The sequence below is a fragment of the Pseudoduganella rivuli genome (assembly GCF_009674485.1).
Lineage (GTDB): Bacteria > Pseudomonadota > Gammaproteobacteria > Burkholderiales > Burkholderiaceae_D > Rugamonas > Rugamonas rivuli_B.
The window spans coordinates 42151-59581 of sequence record NZ_WKJJ01000007.1; the positions used below are offsets into that span (position 1 = coordinate 42151).

22 protein-coding genes are annotated in these 17431 nt (G+C 63.4%); 2 read left to right on the forward strand and 20 right to left on the reverse strand.

Annotation, left to right across the window (positions count from 1 at the left end):
• Positions 1 to 51 precede the first annotated feature (51 nt).
• Together GJ700_RS12405 and fdhF are read left to right on the forward strand one after the other, a co-directional pair.
• A complete protein-coding gene (locus GJ700_RS12405) occupies positions 52 to 1503 on the forward strand; it encodes an NADH-ubiquinone oxidoreductase-F iron-sulfur binding region domain-containing protein (protein WP_229506960.1) in 1452 nt (483 codons plus the stop codon).
• Entirely contained in the window at positions 1491 to 4145 is a 2655-nt protein-coding gene (fdhF, locus tag GJ700_RS12410; RefSeq protein ID WP_154374164.1) for a formate dehydrogenase subunit alpha, read from the forward strand. Before GJ700_RS12405 ends, fdhF begins: the two co-directional genes overlap by 13 nt.
• A gap of 396 nt (positions 4146 to 4541) precedes the next feature.
• Here fdhF and GJ700_RS12415 read toward each other — a convergent pair whose 3' ends face one another.
• From GJ700_RS12415 to GJ700_RS12510, 20 genes are all read right to left on the reverse strand, one after another.
• A complete protein-coding gene (locus tag GJ700_RS12415) occupies positions 4542 to 4805 on the reverse strand; it encodes a hypothetical protein (protein WP_154374165.1) in 264 nt (87 codons plus the stop codon).
• Positions 4798 to 5238: a hypothetical protein gene (locus GJ700_RS12420; protein WP_154374167.1), complete on the reverse strand. Its 441-nt coding sequence runs from the start codon at positions 5236 to 5238 to the stop codon at positions 4798 to 4800. Before GJ700_RS12420 ends, GJ700_RS12415 begins: the two co-directional genes overlap by 8 nt.
• A 5-nt stretch (positions 5239 to 5243) precedes the next feature.
• A complete protein-coding gene (locus tag GJ700_RS12425; RefSeq protein WP_154374169.1) occupies positions 5244 to 5459 on the reverse strand; it encodes a hypothetical protein in 216 nt (71 codons plus the stop codon).
• Between the two features lie 2 nt (positions 5460 to 5461).
• Positions 5462 to 6025 carry a hypothetical protein gene (locus GJ700_RS12430; RefSeq protein WP_154374171.1) on the reverse strand — a complete coding sequence of 188 codons (564 nt, stop codon included), beginning with the start codon at positions 6023 to 6025 and terminating at the stop codon, positions 5462 to 5464.
• On the reverse strand, positions 6022 to 6711 hold the full coding sequence (locus GJ700_RS12435) for a hypothetical protein (RefSeq protein WP_154374173.1): 690 nt from the start codon (positions 6709 to 6711) through the stop codon (positions 6022 to 6024). The genes GJ700_RS12430 and GJ700_RS12435 overlap by 4 nt, the downstream gene beginning before the upstream one ends.
• 9 nt (positions 6712 to 6720) lie before the next feature.
• Positions 6721 to 6957 (reverse strand): hypothetical protein, encoded by a 237-nt coding sequence (locus tag GJ700_RS12440; protein WP_154374175.1) that lies wholly within the window; start codon positions 6955 to 6957, stop codon positions 6721 to 6723.
• A 97-nt stretch (positions 6958 to 7054) separates the two neighbouring features.
• Complete coding sequence (locus tag GJ700_RS12445) at positions 7055 to 7789, reverse strand: hypothetical protein (protein ID WP_154374177.1); 735 nt, start codon at positions 7787 to 7789, stop codon at positions 7055 to 7057.
• Complete coding sequence (locus GJ700_RS12450) at positions 7786 to 8187, reverse strand: HNH endonuclease signature motif containing protein (protein ID WP_154374180.1); 402 nt, start codon at positions 8185 to 8187, stop codon at positions 7786 to 7788. Before GJ700_RS12450 ends, GJ700_RS12445 begins: the two co-directional genes overlap by 4 nt.
• Complete coding sequence (locus GJ700_RS12455) at positions 8184 to 8930, reverse strand: hypothetical protein (protein WP_154374183.1); 747 nt, start codon at positions 8928 to 8930, stop codon at positions 8184 to 8186. The genes GJ700_RS12450 and GJ700_RS12455 overlap by 4 nt, the downstream gene beginning before the upstream one ends.
• Positions 8927 to 10036, reverse strand: a complete 1110-nt coding sequence (locus GJ700_RS12460; RefSeq protein WP_154374185.1) for a DUF5131 family protein — start codon at positions 10034 to 10036, stop codon at positions 8927 to 8929. Before GJ700_RS12460 ends, GJ700_RS12455 begins: the two co-directional genes overlap by 4 nt.
• Positions 10033 to 11112, reverse strand: coding sequence for a UvrB/UvrC motif-containing protein (locus GJ700_RS12465; RefSeq protein ID WP_154374187.1), 1080 nt, complete (start codon positions 11110 to 11112; stop codon positions 10033 to 10035). The genes GJ700_RS12460 and GJ700_RS12465 overlap by 4 nt, the downstream gene beginning before the upstream one ends.
• Positions 11109 to 11480, reverse strand: coding sequence for a DUF2528 family protein (locus GJ700_RS12470; RefSeq protein ID WP_154374188.1), 372 nt, complete (start codon positions 11478 to 11480; stop codon positions 11109 to 11111). Before GJ700_RS12470 ends, GJ700_RS12465 begins: the two co-directional genes overlap by 4 nt.
• Positions 11477 to 12544 carry a reverse transcriptase/maturase family protein gene (locus GJ700_RS12475; RefSeq protein WP_229506961.1) on the reverse strand — a complete coding sequence of 356 codons (1068 nt, stop codon included), beginning with the start codon at positions 12542 to 12544 and terminating at the stop codon, positions 11477 to 11479. Before GJ700_RS12475 ends, GJ700_RS12470 begins: the two co-directional genes overlap by 4 nt.
• Before the next feature lie 230 nt (positions 12545 to 12774).
• Positions 12775 to 13629 carry a four helix bundle protein gene (locus GJ700_RS12480; RefSeq protein WP_154374191.1) on the reverse strand — a complete coding sequence of 285 codons (855 nt, stop codon included), beginning with the start codon at positions 13627 to 13629 and terminating at the stop codon, positions 12775 to 12777.
• A gap of 81 nt (positions 13630 to 13710) precedes the next feature.
• Complete coding sequence (locus GJ700_RS12485; protein ID WP_154374193.1) at positions 13711 to 14397, reverse strand: hypothetical protein; 687 nt, start codon at positions 14395 to 14397, stop codon at positions 13711 to 13713.
• An 87-nt stretch (positions 14398 to 14484) separates the two neighbouring features.
• Positions 14485 to 15390 carry an SUMF1/EgtB/PvdO family nonheme iron enzyme gene (locus GJ700_RS12490; protein WP_154374195.1) on the reverse strand — a complete coding sequence of 302 codons (906 nt, stop codon included), beginning with the start codon at positions 15388 to 15390 and terminating at the stop codon, positions 14485 to 14487.
• Positions 15391 to 15450: 60 nt separating this feature from the next.
• Positions 15451 to 15687, reverse strand: coding sequence for a hypothetical protein (locus GJ700_RS12495; RefSeq protein ID WP_154374198.1), 237 nt, complete (start codon positions 15685 to 15687; stop codon positions 15451 to 15453).
• Positions 15688 to 15787: 100 nt separating this feature from the next.
• Positions 15788 to 16201 (reverse strand): hypothetical protein, encoded by a 414-nt coding sequence (locus GJ700_RS12500; protein WP_154374200.1) that lies wholly within the window; start codon positions 16199 to 16201, stop codon positions 15788 to 15790.
• The gene (locus tag GJ700_RS12505; protein ID WP_154374202.1) at positions 16198 to 17097 is read right to left on the reverse strand and encodes a recombination-associated protein RdgC; all 900 of its coding nucleotides are present in this window, start codon (positions 17095 to 17097) and stop codon (positions 16198 to 16200) included. Before GJ700_RS12505 ends, GJ700_RS12500 begins: the two co-directional genes overlap by 4 nt.
• Positions 17094 to 17372: a hypothetical protein gene (locus GJ700_RS12510; RefSeq protein WP_154374204.1), complete on the reverse strand. Its 279-nt coding sequence runs from the start codon at positions 17370 to 17372 to the stop codon at positions 17094 to 17096. Before GJ700_RS12510 ends, GJ700_RS12505 begins: the two co-directional genes overlap by 4 nt.
• Positions 17373 to 17431 lie beyond the last annotated feature (59 nt).

Here is a 17431-nt window from a genome sequence, read left to right on the forward strand (position 1 = left end):
CGTCGTTATACTCCGGAGGGGAGATTTTCGATGTTTGCGAGGAATACCCACATGAAGCCATTGCAACGCCATGTCGCCGCCAGCAGTTTTTATCACCTGGCCGGCAAGACCCTGGATGGCTGCGCCTGCAACGGCCTCGCATGTTTCGCGGCCCGCGCAGACGACCCCGTGCGCTGGGCAACCGCCAGCCGGCAGGCCGTGCCCGTATATTGCCTCGGCAAGTGCTATGCGTCGCCCGCCGATGCCGACCACGATGTCCGCCCCTATGTCGCAAGCCACAGCCGTGGCAGCGTCTTGCTGGAGAACGTCCGCCATGGCGGCGTGCGCGCACTGGCAGAATACCAGCGACGTGGCGGCGGCGCGGCGCGCCTGGCCGCGCTGGCCATGGCGCCGGCGGACGTGGTGCGTCTGGTCCAGGCATCGCAATTGCGCGGCCGTGGCGGCGCGGGTTTCCCCGCCGGGCGCAAATGGCAGGCGATGGCGGCGCAGGCGGCGCCACGTAAATACCTGGTGGTCAACGCCGACGAGGGCGACCCCGGCGCATTCTCCGACCGCTTTTTGCTGGAAGACGACCCGTTCCGGCTGATCGAAGCGGCCATTATCGCCGCCCATGCCACCGGCGCCACGCACGGCTACATCTACCTGCGCAAGGAATACCCCGCCGCTGCGGCAGTGCTCGCCAGGGCGCTGGACGAGGCGCGCGCGGCGCGCTGGCTGGGCGCCGCATTCGATCTGGAATGCGTGATCGGCGAGGGCAGTTACCTGTGCGGCGAAGAAACCGCGCTGCTCAACGCCCTGGAAGGCCGCCGCCCGGAAGTGCGGCTGCGGCCGCCGCAACTGACCGAATGCGGCCTGTATGGCCTGCCGACGCTGGTCCAGAATGTTGAAACGCTGTGCGCCGTGCCATGGATCGTGGCCAACGGGGCGCACGCGTATGCCGCGCTGGGTTTCTCGCAAAGCCGGGGCACCAAACTGTTGTCGCTCAATTCGCTGTTCAACCGGCCGGGTCTCTACGAAGTGGAGTTCGGCATGCCGCTGGCGGCGGTCGTCGATGAACTGGGACTGGGCTTGCGGCGCGGCCGGCTGGCGGGCGTCATGGTCGGCGGGCCGCTGGCCGGCATCGTGCCGCCGCCGTTGCTCGGGACCCGGCTGGGCTACGAGGAAATGCAGGCCATTGGCTGCGCCGTCGGCCATGGCGGCGTGATCGCGTTTGCCGACGACACGCCGCTGGCGGCCATCGTCGCCGAGGTATTCCGCTTCGGCGCGCGCGAATCCTGCGGCAAATGCACGCCCTGCCATCTGGGCACGCCCAGGCTGGCCGCGCTGTTCGGCGCCGTGCAATCGGGTACGGGGCGCGCCGGGACGGGCGAGATGGCGCAATGCGATGCCTTGCTGGACGCGCTGGAGGCGACCAGCTTGTGCGGGCATGGGCGCGGCTTGGCCGAATTCGCCCGCGCCGTCCAGTTGCATTACCCTGGGGAGTGGTCGGCATGGCTCGGATAACCATCAACGGCACGCCCCATGACGTCGACGCCGGCGCCTTGCTGCTCGATGCGCTGGCGCAGGCCGGCGCGGCGGTGCCCCATGCCTGCCATGATCCGCGCCTGGCCCCGGGCGGCGCCTGCCGGCTGTGCGTGGTGGAAGTCGAAGGACAAGGGCGCCCGGTCGCCAGTTGCGCCGCCACGGTGGAAGAGGGCATGCAGGTGCGCACCCACACGCCGGCGCTGGAGGCGTTGCGCCGGACTAACCTGGCGCTGATGGCCGCGCACTATCCGTCGCAAGCGGCGGCGTCGGAGCCATCGCGGCCATTCCACCAGTTACTCGCGCACTATGGCGTCCAGGCGCAGGACGAACCCCGCCATCACCAGTTCCGCGATGACAGCCATCCGTACATCGGCGTGGCGATGGACCGCTGCATCCATTGCGCGCGCTGCGTGCGCATCTGTGAAGAAGTGCAGGGGCAGTTCGTCTGGGAGACGCTGCAGCGCGGCGAACACACCCACGTCGCGCCCGGCAAGGGCGCAACCCTGCTTGAAGGCGGTTGCGTGAGCTGCGGGGCGTGCGTCGACACTTGCCCGACCGGCGCGCTGTTCGACAAGCGCAGCCCCGCCGTCCCTGAGACGTGGACGCGCACCACCTGTGTCTATTGCGGCGTCGGTTGCCAGATGGACGTGGCCAGCGCCGGCGGCAAAGTCGTCGCGGTACGGCCGGCCGACCATCCAACCAACCGGGGCCACCTGTGCGTCAAGGGGCGCTATGCCTACGAATTCAACCACGCGCCGGACCGCGTGACGACACCGATGATCCGGCGCGATGGCGCGTGGCGCGAAGCCAGCTGGGACGAAGCACTCGATTTCATCGCCGACCGCCTGCGCGCGATCATTGCCGAATCGGGGCCGGATGCCGTCGGCGTGCTGGGCTCGGCCCGCGCCAGCAACGAGGAAAACTACCTGGCGCAGAAATTCGCCCGCGTGGTGCTCGGCACCAACAACGTCGATTGCTGCGCCCGCGTCTGCCACACACCCAGCGCCAAGGCGCTCAAGGCCATGCTGGGCACCGGCGCCGCCGCCAACTGTTTCGATGACATCGAGATTGCCGGCGCCTTCCTGCTGTGCGGGGTCAACCCGACCGAGAACCATCCGGTGGTGGGCGCCCGCATCAGGCAGGCGGTTTTGCGCGGGGCCAGGCTGGTCGTGGTCGACCCGCGCCGCACCGAGCTGGCCGAACTGGCCGACGTGCACCTGGCGCTCCGGCCGGGTACCAACGTGCCGCTCTTTAACGCCATGGCGGCGGTGCTGATCGAGGAAGGCTTGCTCGATCAAGCCTTCCTGGCGGAACGCGTCACCGGCTTCGACGATTTCGCGGCATTCGTGGCCGCTTACGCGCCGGAACGCGTGGCCGGCGACTGTGGTGTCAGCGCCGCCGACATCCGCGCCGCCGCCCGGATCTACGCCGGCGCCGGAGCGGCCATGTGTTTCCACGGGCTGGGCATGACCGAGCATTTGCAGGGCACCGAAGGCGTGATGACGCTGATTAACCTTGCGCTGTTGACGGGCAATCTCGGCAAGCCGGGCGCGGGCATCAATCCCTTGCGCGGCCAGAACAATGTGCAGGGCTCGGCGCAAATGGGCTGCGATCCGGCCACGCTCACTGGTTCGCAATTGATCAAGGATGCCGGGCCGCGCTTCGAAGCGGCCTGGGGTTGCCGCTTGCCGGCCACGCACGGGCTGGATCTGCTGCAGATGATGGATGCCGCGCGCGCGGGCAGGCTGAAAGCCTTGTGGGCGTTCGGTTACGACATTTACCTGTCGCTGGCCAACGAAGCCGCTACCCGCGATGCGCTGGCCGGGCTCGACCTGGTGATCGTGCAGGACCTGTTCCTCAACGAAACCGCTCGTGCCTTTGGCACCGTGTTCCTGCCGGCCGCGTCGTTCTTCGAAAAAGACGGCACGTTCATGAATTCGGACCGGCGCGTGCAGCGCATCCGCGGCGCGGTGCCGCCGCCCGGCCAGGCCCAGCCGGACTGGTGGATCATCCAGGCGCTGGCGGGGCGCCTCGGCCATGCGCAAGGCTTCGCATTCGACAGCCCGCGCGCGGTCTGGGACGAAGTGCGCGCGCTGTGGCCGGATGGCGCGGGCCTTTCCTATGAGCGGATCGCGCGGGAGAGCCTGCACTGGCCGTGCCCTGACGAAGACCACCCGGGCACACCGGTATTGCACCAGTCCCGCTTCCCGATCGGCCAGACCGCCGCGCTGGCCCCCATCGGCTTCGTGCCAACGCCTGAAACCACCGATGAAACCTACCCGCTGCTGCTGACCACGGGCCGTACGCTGTACCACTTCAACGCGGGCACCATGACCGGCCGCACCCCCAATACCGCGCTGCGCCCGACCGACACGCTCGACATGGCGCCGGCCGATGCCGCGCAGCTGGGACTGGCCGACGGCGAACCGGTGCGGGTGCACAGCCGCCACGGCACGGCCACGCTGCCGCTGCACGTCACCGCGCAGGTTCAGCCCGGGCAACTGTTCGCCACCTTCCACTGCCCGGAACTGTTCGTGAACCGCCTCACGTCAACGGTGCGGGACCGGCAGGTGCGTGCGCCGGAATACAAGGTCACGGCGGTGCGGGTGGAGCGGGGTTAGGGATGCCACGGTGGCCGGCCGGCATCGGCGATATCCGCCGGTGCGGCTTGCTGTTAATGCAAGATTTCGATTGCCGCTGGTTGCGCGGCTTGCCATCGTGCTGGCTGTCCGGTCGGTCACGGCCTGCGCCGTCTGCGGTACCGGCTGGCGGCTGACGGCCAGTGACCGCCCGTGTCCGGCAACAGTGGACTGGAGGAAGGGCAAAGTTGAAAGTATGGGCGGGAGGGCCTGTAATTTGCCGAACCCGGTGCGCTTTGCGGAACTGCTTGGCGTTCAAAAGCTAGTGAGTACTTCGGCTGCAAGCCTTTAGGAATGCGTGGTGCTCCGAGCCGGAATCGAGTCGCTAGGATTCATGCGGGTTTCCGGCTCGCGTGGGGAAATTATGGGGAGTTCGGATTAATTTTTCTCGCGATGCTTCTGCGCCCACTCGATTACCTCTTTGGCATTATACAGCGGGTGGGCGCGCGTTTTTGTCGGCAACCGGATGGCCTTCGGGAAGGACGGGAGACAGGCGATGGTCTGGCGCACGACTTGTGGGTCCCGCTTAAAATACGCCGCCACCATGGCCATGTCCCACAGGTCGACCGCCAGCGGGATGGCGGGTTTCAAGTGCTCAGCGACTGCGGCCGCCAGGCGCTCAATCAGGTCGGTTTCACTCATGGTTTGGTTCCTTGCTTTCGGTATCGGTTTGGTTCCTGATTTCCTGCGGTTGCACACACGCGCAGCGCTTGCCGAAGGCCGTGTGCGTGCCGGCGCAGATGGGGCACTCGGCGGCCGGCGCGGGCGATCCAGCTGGCTGTTGGTAAAACAACTCGTGCAGCATGCGGTTGTTGATGACCATGCCGGCTTCGAAATAATTTTCACCGGCGTCGATTTTGAACTGCTTGTCATCCGGGTGCGGTCGCAGCACGAGATCGATGGCGCATGGAAAGCCCCCGGAAGTGCCGTCGATGATGTTCAGGATGGAAAAGGCCAACCCTTCGCAGCGCTCGAGCGGACTCTGGTTCGGTTGCTTCGCCCAGTAGCGCGCCAGGTGGCGAATGTGATCCAGGAATTGGTCACGAGCTTCTTCTTCGGTATATGCACGGCTCATTGGATTCAGCCTTTCAGTCGTTTGTATTGCTCCAGCACGTCGCGGCCGGTGGCGATGATGGTGGAAACCGGGCGCAGCTCGGCGACCAGGTTGTCGACGCTCTGGCGCAGGGCCGCGACTTCGGCGGCCAGGTCGGCCGGCAACTGCTCAAATTCAGCAGGCGACAGCCTACGCAGGAAGTCGGGTATAGGGCGTGGCGGCGCGTAATCTGGCGTTGGCATGGTTATCCTTTCGTTGTGCATTGCATGGCATCCACGACGTAGGCGAACAGTTCAGCGGGTGAAAGCTGGAAGCGGTCGAAGTCATAATGAAAATCGACACCTTGCTTGCACACGCTGTTCGCGTGGATGGCCATTTCGGCGTGCTTGGTAATCACCGTGATGACCACGCCTTCAGATGGGGTGTGGTGATACTCCATGGCCGGCATGAAATATTCTTGACCCGCCTCGTACCGTTCCACTTGGCGAAGATGCACGTTCACGTCGGCCACTGGGTAGCTCAGGCGACCACCCTTGTCGCTGCGCGGTCCGTTGTGGCTGATCAGCGCGTGCGTGCCGGCGCCTGGCTTCACGATCTCCAAGTCGCAGCGCTGGTTGATCTGGACGCCCTTCAGCACGCGGGACGTGAACGCGAAGCGGTGGTTGTGAATAGCCGAGTGCTCGTAACAATCGCGGCGCGGCAGGTCGGGGTGCCAGACATGCATGCGCTGGTTGCCATCCAAGATCAACTGGATAAAGCCCAGGCCATGCAGGCTGATGGTTTCCTTGGTGGGGGTAAAATCTCTCATGCGGCACCGCCTTCCTGCGCTACCTGCTGCGGCAGCGTGGCGGCTGCAAGCACCTTCGCACGGCAGTCGTTAAATCCCCTGCGATAACCCTGGCCGAAGCTCAAGTCATCGACTTCAGGGCCGCATATCTCGGATGTCCATTCATCCGGCACAGCCACCGCCTTCGCCTGCCCTGCATTGGCCACAGGGGCGGCGATGTCGGCACGGATGTATCGAACGTCCATGCGGTCAACGCTTTCCCAGCACCATGTAATTTCTTGCCTATGCTCGATATCGGGCCATGGCGTGCACATGTCGGAATCACAGTCGCCCATGTTCAGCCAGATTTCAGGTGGGAACGTCGCGGCGTGTGGGTTTGCCTGTTTCGCCACCGGCTCCCCAGCAGGCGCGGCCTTCAACAACGGCACGACGATATGCGCAATCCGCTCGCGCAGTTGTTGGGCATCATGGAACTTGACGGCCACATCGCGCAATGCGTTCACCGTGTCAGCGATGCGGCGATCATCCACTGGCGCGGCAGGCTGGGCGGCCAGAGCGGCGCGCAAGCCGGCGGCCGTGGCTTCCCATTTTCGAATTCGGCCAATGCTGCCGTCATTCTCGGCGCTGTCGCGCGCTATGCTGATTGCCTCAAATAATCGATCAGCCAAGCAGCCGGGGAGCGTTGGCAGGGTCTTGATGGGTTCCATGGGTTATCCTCAGTGAAGTTCTTTTATCGAGACGTCGGGCGCTTCCGTTTGCACTTCCGTCAGTGCGCTTTGCAGCCAGCCCAGAACGAATTCGTCGCCCTCAACAGTGCGCAGCAACTTGTAAGAAATGAGCAAAAGTGCGCTCAGGTACGAAGATCGCTCGTCCGCATTCAGGCGAGGCAGGATTGACACGGCTTTCATCGCTTCTTCCATCATTTTCGTGTCGGTCTTTTTGGTATCGCTCACGCAGTACTCCACATTCTGTAAATAATCACCAGGGCGCCGGCGACGCAGCCGGCCGCTGCGCACAGCAACCAGAAAAACAGCGGGTCAGGGTTCTTGCTCACGAGCGGCCTTTCTTCTTTTTCAGGTAGGGGCGGGCGCTTTGCCAAGGCGGCGTCGCCGGCATTGCCAATCGCGACTCCAGCACTTCGACCAGCGGTGCCAGGTCAACTGCCCGGCTCGGTCCCGTGCCGGTCACCTGGGTAATCACGCCGATCTTTTCGCCGTTTGCCGCCAGCATCTGGCCAATCGCCCATGCGCCGATGCCGCCGCCGGTGACAAGGATGTGCACCTTGCCGCTCCGGCTACTCGGCATCGGCTCATCCAGCGCTGCAGCCATTGCCTGGATGTCGGCGGGGTCATCTTGGATAAACTCGCGCAAAACGTCCTGCGCGGCCTGGCCGGGCGGGGGAGGCATGGCGCGCGCCGGTTTGTCGGGTGGCGAGAAATCGTACGGTGCCGGCTCCATCTTCGTGCCGGTGGCCCGTTCCATCCGGTCGACCACGCGCCGCACTGCGAACCAGCCGTGGCACACCTTCGTCGGCCGGCCGCGCGCGTCCAGGTGGCAGTGGCACATGAAAGGCACGTCCTCGGCCACAGCCTTGGCGACGTCGAGTTGCGTCTGGATACAGCCGTTCGGCACGGTGCCGGCGCGGAAGGCGCAGCTCTTGCAGCGCTCGTCTTCCTCGCCTTCCCGGGACAGCGTGGCGCACTCGGCATCAGCAATTCGGGCGAAGTTCCGGCCCAGGGCTTGGCCTTCCGGGCTTACGCGGTGGTGATCTTGGATTTCTTTCATGCCGCCTCCGGCTGCGCCACGCGCTCAAAATAAAAGGTGATGAGCTTGGGTGTTTCTTGCAGCAATCCAAAGCGCCGTGCATGCCGGTAGGTGGGCTGACTGCGCGCCAGGACGTCGAGCGATCGCGAAAGTTTCCCGCGCCAATCCTCCAGCGACATCATGTGCTTGTCGATGTTGCAGGGCGGGCAGGCAGGCATCAGGTTGGCAATCGTGTCGTTCTCGGGGCGATAAAGTTCACCGGTTGGAACCAGGCCTTTGCCGCGCACGTGTTGCAACTTACGTTCAACCGGCAGGACGTGGTCGGCGTGCCAGCGTTCGCCCAGCGGCTCGCCGCAATAGGCGCATCGGCCGCCAAACATTGCGTGCAGTGTCGAGCGCTGCGCTTTCGTCAGCTTCATGGCGTCACCCGTTTGAATTCGATCACCCACACCCATGGATTGGCCGCCCAACTGCCGGCGCCGTTGATGGATTCCCACAACTCCCGGTGCGCCCTGATCGCAGGCGGAAGGAATTCGCCAGCACAGTAGCCACCCATATGGCGATCTTCGATGGTCACACCCTCAGCGCGCGCATCCGCTTCCCTGATGGCCTGTAGCCGCTCAACGCGCACGCCGGTAATTTGCAGCGTGATGCGGCTGGCCGCGCGCGGCATATGGATGGACGGATGCCACGCGGAGCGTGGTTCGCCGCCACCATCATCGTCCCCAGCCCATTCGTGGGCACCATCGGCCGCGTAGATCACGTGGCCGGAGTAGTAGCCTTGACCGAACGGAATTTCGTGGATCGCCGTCGCAGGTCGGTCCGGAATCCAGTCGATCAGGTTGCCGTCGTCGTCCCAGTCATTGCTGACCACGCTCCATGTCTCGCGGCTCCAAAGGCGGTCGCCGGGCTGGCCGTAGGGGCAGTAAATTTCTTCGCTGATGCATGCGCCGCCACCAACTGCTTCGGCGCTGAAGCGTGCGGGGGCCGGGCCACAGTCGCGCGGGATGCGGAACCCATCGAATTCCACGCCGGCCGCGCCGCCTTCAAAGTAGTTGCCGGCAAGCTGCTGCAACTTCACCACGCGCCGCGTCTGCGTCTTCGTTCCGTCGAGAATGGCGCGCACCATGGCGCCGTTGAACAAAATCGGGCGCTCTTTCATGCGACCTCCGGGTATTCGTCATGCAGCACGCCGTCGAGCAGGCGGCCAGCGGCCCTCTTGCCGACGCGGCACACGATTGCCCAACCCGGCGTGCGATTCAGCGCAAAGGCCTCCAGCGGGCGATACTCAATGCGGCCATCGACATGAATGGCCACGGAATCCACGCTTTCACCGTGACTGTCTGGGGCGTGGTCTGCGCTGGCTTGCCATTCGCCGTTCTGCTTATGAAGGAACGCGACACCGGCCGCCGCGCAATGGTCACGCAACCTGCGTGGCCACGCGGGATGCATTGGGCGCGAGCCGACGCCGGATTCGCCACCGGACACCACCCACTTGATGCGCGGCAGGTCTGGCGTCGAATTGCCGTCGTCATCCTCGCAGCAGGCCGTGCCGGTCAGTGGATAGATTTCGCGATGGCCGTCGATGTCGATCGTGCGCAGGTCGACGGGGCCCAGCAGGGGTTCGGCGCTGATCCAGTGCACCGCCGCCGGCGTGTCGAGCAAGACAGGCACCCGGGCGTCCGCCGCTGCCTGATCCTCGACGCTGACGCCCAGCCAGACGTTCGGCAACGGCCAGACGTCCCGGCGCCCGAAGTGCAGCGTCGACGCTGGGACTTGCCCGAAATGGTGTTTCAGCGCCTGCAGCGTGAACCCCGGAATCGTGCTGACGCCGTCGGCGCCGGTGCAACTCGGAATCAGGCGCGCCCACGAGAAGTTCTTGCAATACTGGCGCATGCGCTCCGGGCGCTTCGTCAGCACCTGGAACACGTGGCGCGGCGCCAGCGCCATGACGGCGAACACCTGGTCAATGAAGCTGTCCGGCACGGCATCGTGGAACAGATCGCTCATGCTGTTGACGAAGATCTTGCGCGGCCGGCGCCACGCAAGTGGCCGCCCCAGCATGTCGGGCACCAGGGTGATCTTGCCGTTCCACTTGGCGCCCTGCGTGGTTTTCATCGTCAAGCCCTCGTACGGCAGGCCTGGGCCACTGAAGCGTGCCGCGACGCCCATGGCGTAGCAGTGCGTGCATCCGGCGGAAACCATGCTGCAACCCCTGACGGGATTCCATGTCGCGTCTGTCCAGGAAATGTTGGTCTTGTCGCTCATGCGACCTCCCTATCATCGATCGGAATTACCTTATTTGGAGCAACACGCCATCCTGCGACCTCTGTCGCGGTGAACCGGCCGGCCTTGCTCCGATCGTTCGTGTATCCGCAAAAATTCGCGCAGTGGAACAGCCTGTGTTCGTCATGCCAGACGTTGAATAGGGCCGGGTTGCCCGGGAATAGGACGTTCCGCAGTACAGCGGCCCGTTCGAAGTTCATCTGGGCGATTGCTTTTTGCAATTCCCCTTCCAGGCGCTTGCGGCGTTGGTGCGAGTTGCGCTTTACCCGCGGGTCACCCGGGCACTCGATCCAGATTTGCTTATGCCACACCCGCACCAGGTCGTAGCGCCCGGTCACCACCTGCCATTGGCCGTTGAGGTCATAAAACGCCACGCCGGTGATGATGCGGCCGCACCGATCTTGCGCGTAGACGCGCGTGCCGTTCTCCAGTTGATAGCCGTCTGCGGACTTATCTTCTCCAACGTTGCCAATGCGTGCCCGATCTAACGCTGCAACGTAATGCCCCGTTGTGCGGCGGCGGTGTGCCGCATATTCCAGTGCGGTGACACCGTCAAACCCCAGCTTTGGCCTTGGCTGCTCAAAGCGGTACCCAGTAAAGATGTTGCAAAGGCAATCTCGAATTCGGCGGCGCGTGCGTTCCATTTCCAGCCGCATCACGTACGGCATGTGCTTTTCTTTGTCGTCCTGGTAGCGTCCGTCGTTATCTGGGCGATCTGGCGCGTTCACGTTCTGGAACATTTTCAGTTCGACGCAGCGACCACTGATCTCGAGGTCAGCTTGAAGGTCGCCTTTACGGCAATAGCGCCGGTTGCGCGCGAAGCTCATGCCGTACTGCTTGATCATTTCCGGCGGGATGACGCAAGTCCAGCCCAAGCGATTCAGCGTTTGGACGATGCGTAAGAAAACGTCACGTTTGAACTGGCGCTCCCATTCGTTGGCGCCTTTCCAGCCGCCGGCGTTCCGCGCAGCAGCGATGCCTTCTTCCCATATAGACAGGCTGGCATCGTGGAAGCAGATACGGCCTTCTCGATCGATGCGTCCGATAGTTTGGCTCATGCCACATCCCCAACAGGTTCAGTTTCCACGCTGACATCGCCGTCGAACTCGATGCGCTCGGTCGACACCAGCTTGATGCCTTCGGATCCGTCGAGCAGCGGCCAGCCTTCCACGCCGCGCACGGTGAAGTCATGCAGCGCGTTCAGGGAGGTCAGGTCCTCATACAGCGCGCGCCGGCACAGCATCTCCAATACGGCCAGCACCACGTCGCCGTCCGCTTCTTTAATGCGTTCATCGGCGCCGCTCCAGAAGCCGTTGATTTCCGTGCACAGCGCCACGGTTTCGGCGCTGGCGGGCTCACGCACGTCGACCACCACGTCGCTGCAGGTGTCGTCGTAAGTCAGGGTGTAGCGGGTCCAGTTGCTCATGGTTTGCTCCTTTGCGTAGTGGTGGGGCCGGAATGGCTCAGCATTGCCCTATACGACGCCAACGCCTGGGATCGGTCGCGGCCTTGGGTTTCGTGCTGGCGAAGGCACTGGTGGTATCGTCGGCGCCCGTAGGCGCCAACAGAAATGTGGTTCGGCCACACGATATAGCCCAGGAACGGCACGCCGGCCGCCACCGGCGCCAGACGGATCTTGCGCGGATTGATCGCGAGCCCGTCCTCGGCCAGTCTGGCCACGACCGCGGCGCTGATGTCCAGCAGTTCGGCGCGCGTGCCAGCCAGGATCACCATATCGTCCACATAGCGGACGTACGCTTTCACGCGCAGTTCCTGCTTCACCCAGTGGTCGAACTCGTTCAGGAAGATGTTGGCGAACAGTTGGCTGCTCAAATTACCGATGGGCATACCCTTGTTATAGGTGCGGCGGTATGCGCTATCCGCCGCGAACAGGTGGTCGTGCTGGCTATCGGTGCGGTATGAATCCACCAGGCTGACCAGTAGCGCGCGGATGTCTTGATCGCCGATGTGGCGCAGTATGCGCGCCTTCAACAGCGAGTGGTTGACCGAATAGAAATACTTCGAAATGTCGATCTGCAACGCCCAGGCATTCTTGGGGGAGCGTGCAAGATCAGCCACCCGGCGTACGGCGGCGTGCGTGCCGCGCCCGGGCAAGTTGCCGAATGTGTCTGCGATGAAGCGTGGCAGCCAGATTGGCAGCATATAGTCGTACAGCATCCAGTGGACGATGCGGTCCTTCATCGGCGCGTCGACCACTTGGCGGAATTTCTTTTCGCGCACGACAAATTCCTTGTATGGACCAAAGGTGTAAGCGCGATCCCGAAGCCGCTGCTGCACCACCATCAGGTAGTGCAGAGGATCGTCGCCGAAACGCTGCACGCGCAGGCTGCGCGACTTGTTCTTGCGCGCCTGGCGCCAGTAGCCGAGCAGCGCGGTCAGGCTAGTGCGCTGCCAGAAGTCGGAACCGGCATTGCGACCGTGCTCCGCTGCGGCACCCGTAGGCCCCGCAGCGGTTCCCGGATTGGCCAATGGCCGTGCTTTCGGGTTTGCCCCAGGAAGATCTCGACCAAGAATGTGCGTTACGCGGGCGTGCCCGTGATCGACGCGTGATATTTTTGGGTCAGCGGAAGCCGACATTGTCGTTGCGGTTGTCGGGCGAGTCGTTGTTGAGGTTGAACACGCCGGCATTGTCGCCGTCGTTCCAGTAGCCGCCGCGCACGAGCGCATTGCCGGACACTTCAGAGATTTCCCTTCGTTGATCATGGCTGCACCGCGTTCGTGCGGATAAGACCGCCCACCAGCCGGCCAAGTTCAACGGCTAAGCCAGCTCGGTGCTCGAATTCGGCCTTGAGTTTGCTTAGCCGTTGGCCCTGCACCAGGTAATGCTTCACCAAGTCGACATCCGCCGAAATACCCTTTAAGAGCTGCGTCTTGTTATCCTCGAGGCCATAGGCGAAGACGCCACGCATGATGCGCGCCATGCACGCGCGAAGATTCTCCCCATGTGTCGCACGCAGGTCGCGCGGCATGCGGATGATGTCCTGCAGCAGCTGCAAGTCGAGGTCTTGCGCCTGCGATTTCAGTTTGAACACCGACGTGTCCGGGTTTGCCAGCAGAGCTTTGGCGCTGGCCTTGTTCAGCGCGCCACGTTGCTGTAAGTCGTGAATGACCTCTGCCACAACCGCATCCGAAACGGCTGTCAACACGGCGCTGTCCAATTCCGGGTGCTGCGAAACGTAGACGACGCGTCCCTCGGCCTGGCTGCCCAGGGAAACGACATAGGGGATGCCAAATTCCTGCACTAATTGCCACAGGCGGCGGTTGAAATTCCCGATCGGGAAGCCCACACGGATGTGTGGTTCGCTGGTCGTTCCCACCAGCTTCAGCTTGTATTGTTTGAGCGTGTACAGCGTGTAGGCGGTGCGGTCATAACCCTGCAGGAATTTTCCGGACTGAATCAGGATCAGGTGACCCGGGTATTTCTGCTCCAGGGTGCGGGCAATCGTCGCGCCGGGGTCATCGTGGCCCAGGCCGACATCAATGCCTTTGTATGCGCGGAGGGAAAACTTCGTGCTTTCTTCGGCAGTTGGCGCAGTGTGTTGTAGTTCGTACATTTCGTATTGTTTCAAAATGGTTGAGGGGCAGGTTGGTCACCGCTCACGCAGTGACCGGAAACCAGTGACCAGAATCCCGGGCTACTTGGTGCAGCGGAAGCCGACAAGGCCGTAGCGGTAGCCGGGCGAGCCGACGCTGAGGTAGAACACGCCGGCAACGTCGCCGTCGTTCCAGAAGCCGCCGCGCACGAGCGCAAAGCCGGACCAATTTGAGCCAGCGCGAGGGCGCCATCCCATGCCTTTTTGCATCGAGGGATAAGGAGCCGTGGTGATGGACGCGGAATTCTCCGCAAAGGCATGCGCGACCACGCCTTGCAGGTTTCCTTGCACGTCGTCGAAGATCCAGGTATAGGCGTTACCGGCGAAGTCGTAGATACGCTCGCCGTTTGACAACTGGTGCCAGCGCCGCTCCTGCTCCTGGCGGGAAACATATTCACCGGGTTGCGGCGTGCGAACCGTGCCCATGTGCAGCCCCTGGAAGACGTTGCCTTCGCCGACCTTGCCGCCGGTCCAGTTGATGTCCTGCTGCACGATGTCATACGCGATGGCCAGGTATTCCAGCTCGGTGATCAACTTGCCGCCGATGGCCGCGCATGCGCGCTGCGACTCGCTGAAATTGATCCGCGTCCACGGTTTGATGTGGGGAGCGATGGAAACTTCTCCATCTGGGTCTTCGCCGCACAGATACTGGCCAACCTGAAATTCCGGCATGGCAACGCCATTTGGCAGCGTGATGGCCGGCACATTGATGAAAAGGATATTGGGCATGGTGATCCTCAAATTGGGCGTTTCGAAGTGTTTGGGTGGAGGCCACCGCTTACGCGGCGACCCGGGACCAGGGGCCAGAGCCCCGGGCTACGTGGTGCAGCGGAAGCCGACATCGACGCTGCGGTAGTCGGGCGAGCCGAGGCCGAGGCGGAACACGCCGGCATAGTCGCCGACGTCCCAGCAGCCGCCGCGCACGAGCGCATCGCCGGACCAGTCGGCGCCGGCTTCCGGGCGCCAACCCATACCTTTCTTCAGGCGCGGGTGGGGCGCGGTGGTGAGCGACGGCGAGTCGGCAGAAAATTCGCTGGTAACGATGCCTGCATCATCGCCTTGTACATTGTCGAAAATCCACGTGAAGGCATTGCCGGCGCAATCGAAAATATGCTGCCCGTTGGACAGCTGATGCCAGCGGCGCTCGTTAGAGTTGGGCGAGACGACATTGCCGGCCTGGGCGCTGCTGAAGGTGCCCAGATGCAGCCCTTGATAGATCGCGCCTTCACCGATAGTGCCGCCGGTCCAGTTGACGTCCTGTCGGGCGATGTCGTAAGCAATGGCGAGCGCCTGCAATTCAGTGATCAGTTGACCGCCGATTGCCTTGCATGCTTCGCGCGCTTCGTTGTGATCGACGTGTACCCACGGCGCCGCGGTGGCGTTAATTTGCGCGACATCCATCGGACCACGAGAGCACAGGTACTTGCCGACCTTGAACGAGGGGACTACCGTGCCATTTGGCAGCGTGACGTCTGGCACCGTGATGAATTCGTTGTCGGCGACAAGTTTAGCAAGCGCTTTGGCGCGCAAGTCGGCGGCAAGTTGTGGGAATTCATCCTTGCAGGAATCGGCATATGCGGCGATAGCGGGCAGGGCATGTTTGTCGTGGTCCAGGTCCAGCACGAAATATCGGCAGTGCTCGTGCTTTTCGCCTTGCGCGTCGCGGCCATCGGTGCGGCGAACTGCGAATTTTTCGTACAGACCTTGTTCCTGGTTGTTCATATGGGACTCCGTTTTCTGTTGGGGTTGTTGCCTGTTGCTCATGGACCGGCCGAGGCCGGATTAATCTTCAATTTTTGGCGCCAGCTTCAAATCTTCCGGTTTCAGTGGCGCCGGGTTCCCTTTCAGGTAAATCTCAGCGCCGGTATCTGCGTCGATTCGGACCACGTGGATATAGCACTGGAGGTCTCGATAAATCACTGGCCTGGCCGTTTGTGCGGCCCGCGCCAGCATCAGTACATGCCTGTCGATCGCATCGCGCAGCTGCTCGCCAGGCGATAGTTCATTGGCGGCAAACATGGCTACGACCAGTTCATGAGCAGCGCCACCAGCATGGCGCCGTAGATGGCTGCTTCGTGCCGGACGGCAGCGCATACCAAGAGATGGAAAAGGCGCCGTTTCATACGACCTCCGCGTATCCCTCGATGCGGATATCCGGCCCGGCGCCGTCCTGGTAATAGCTGTTGGCCACCGAATCGATCACCATGTCCGTTTCAGGCCCCGGTTTGCGGCGCGTCGAAATGTTCCGCCTGGCCAGCTCATAGGCGCGCTCCCGCGTCATCGACGTCCATACGCGCTGGCCCCTGTGCGGCTTGTGGTCGGGCGCAAAGCGGTCCATCATGAAGTTCACGTGGTACAGGTGTGGCTGGCCGCAGGAGGGGCAGGCCGTGCAGAACGGCGTCACTCCGTCGCGGCTGTTCCAGATGACTTCGAAGTGGCGGCACACCTTGCAGGCGTATTGCATCAGGCAGAACGCTTCGGCGTGCATGTGGCCCCGCGCGGTGCGGCGTTCTGTGGTCAATGGCTCGCTCATGCCGATGCCTCCCCGCCCAGCGCCGCGACCACGTCGTCCAGCAGCTTCGCCAGTTCGCCGGTCATCAGCATGAAGTCGCCATCGAAGCGTTCGGCATCGTTGCGCGTGGTCTTGTCGGTTTCCTGCAGCACGTCCAGCGGCTTCAGGGATTTGATGGCCAGCGTCTCGTCCAGCACGAAACTGATCTTGCTGTTCCACGTCAGTGCCAGGCGCGCGCACTGTTTGCCGGCGGCGATGTGGCGGCGCAGGTCATTCGGCTCCAGCTCGTGCCGGACGTACTTCACCTGGGCCTTGCTCTCACCCGTGGCGCGCAGCGTTGCATCCCGGTCCACGGTGAAGCCTGCCGGCGCGGCGTCGGCCTGCAGCCATTCGGTCATCACGCCCACCGGCGAACGGTTCACGCGCAGGCTTTCCAGTGGCATACGGTCGACCGCCTTCAGCAGCAGCTTGACGACGTTGTCGGCCTTGGCCGGGCTGGCGGTATCGACCGCCAACCAGCCGTTCACGGGATCGATCCAGACGCGGGTGGTCGACTGAACCGGGAAGGCGCGCGGCAACAATTCGTCGGCGACGCGTTCCTTCAGTTCCTTCATCGCCTTTTTGCCGGGCGCGAAACCCTGTGCTTCCTCCATATCGGCCGCTCGAGCCTTGGCCACCTGGTTGATGACGGTGGCTGGCAGCAGCTTCTTCTCCGTTTGCAACTGGATCAGCCACTGCTGATTGACGGCGTGCACCAGTTCGCATTGCGGTCGCGGCGCCGCCCAGCCCTCGCGCAGCAGTTCGGCGCTGGTTGGCTGCGTGAATTTGGCCGGCGCCAGCGCGGCGCGCAGCTGGTCGACGGTGAAAGCCCAGGCTTTTGGCAGCCGGTAGAGTTGAAGGTTTTTGAACCAGGTCATGACATTTCCTTGGTGGTAGCGGCAGGTTGCAGGCGATGCAAGCGGCTTTGGGCGGTGGCGCGGTCGAACAGGGCCATGCGCTCCAGGGTGGCCGCTCGCTCATGCTTGGCCCGGTAACGCCGGTAGCGGCGGTTGTGGAAGGCGATTTCGCCGCGCAGGCTATGGCGGACCAGAGCGTTCCAGGCGCGCCGGCAGGCGCGCGCAAAGATATGGGCCAGCGCCGTGACAGTGCTGTGCGGCCTGGAATTGGCGGCGATGGTGAAGGCGTGTTTCATGATGTACTCCTTACGCGGACGTGGGGAGTCACCGCTTGCGCGGCGACCTGAGACCAGGG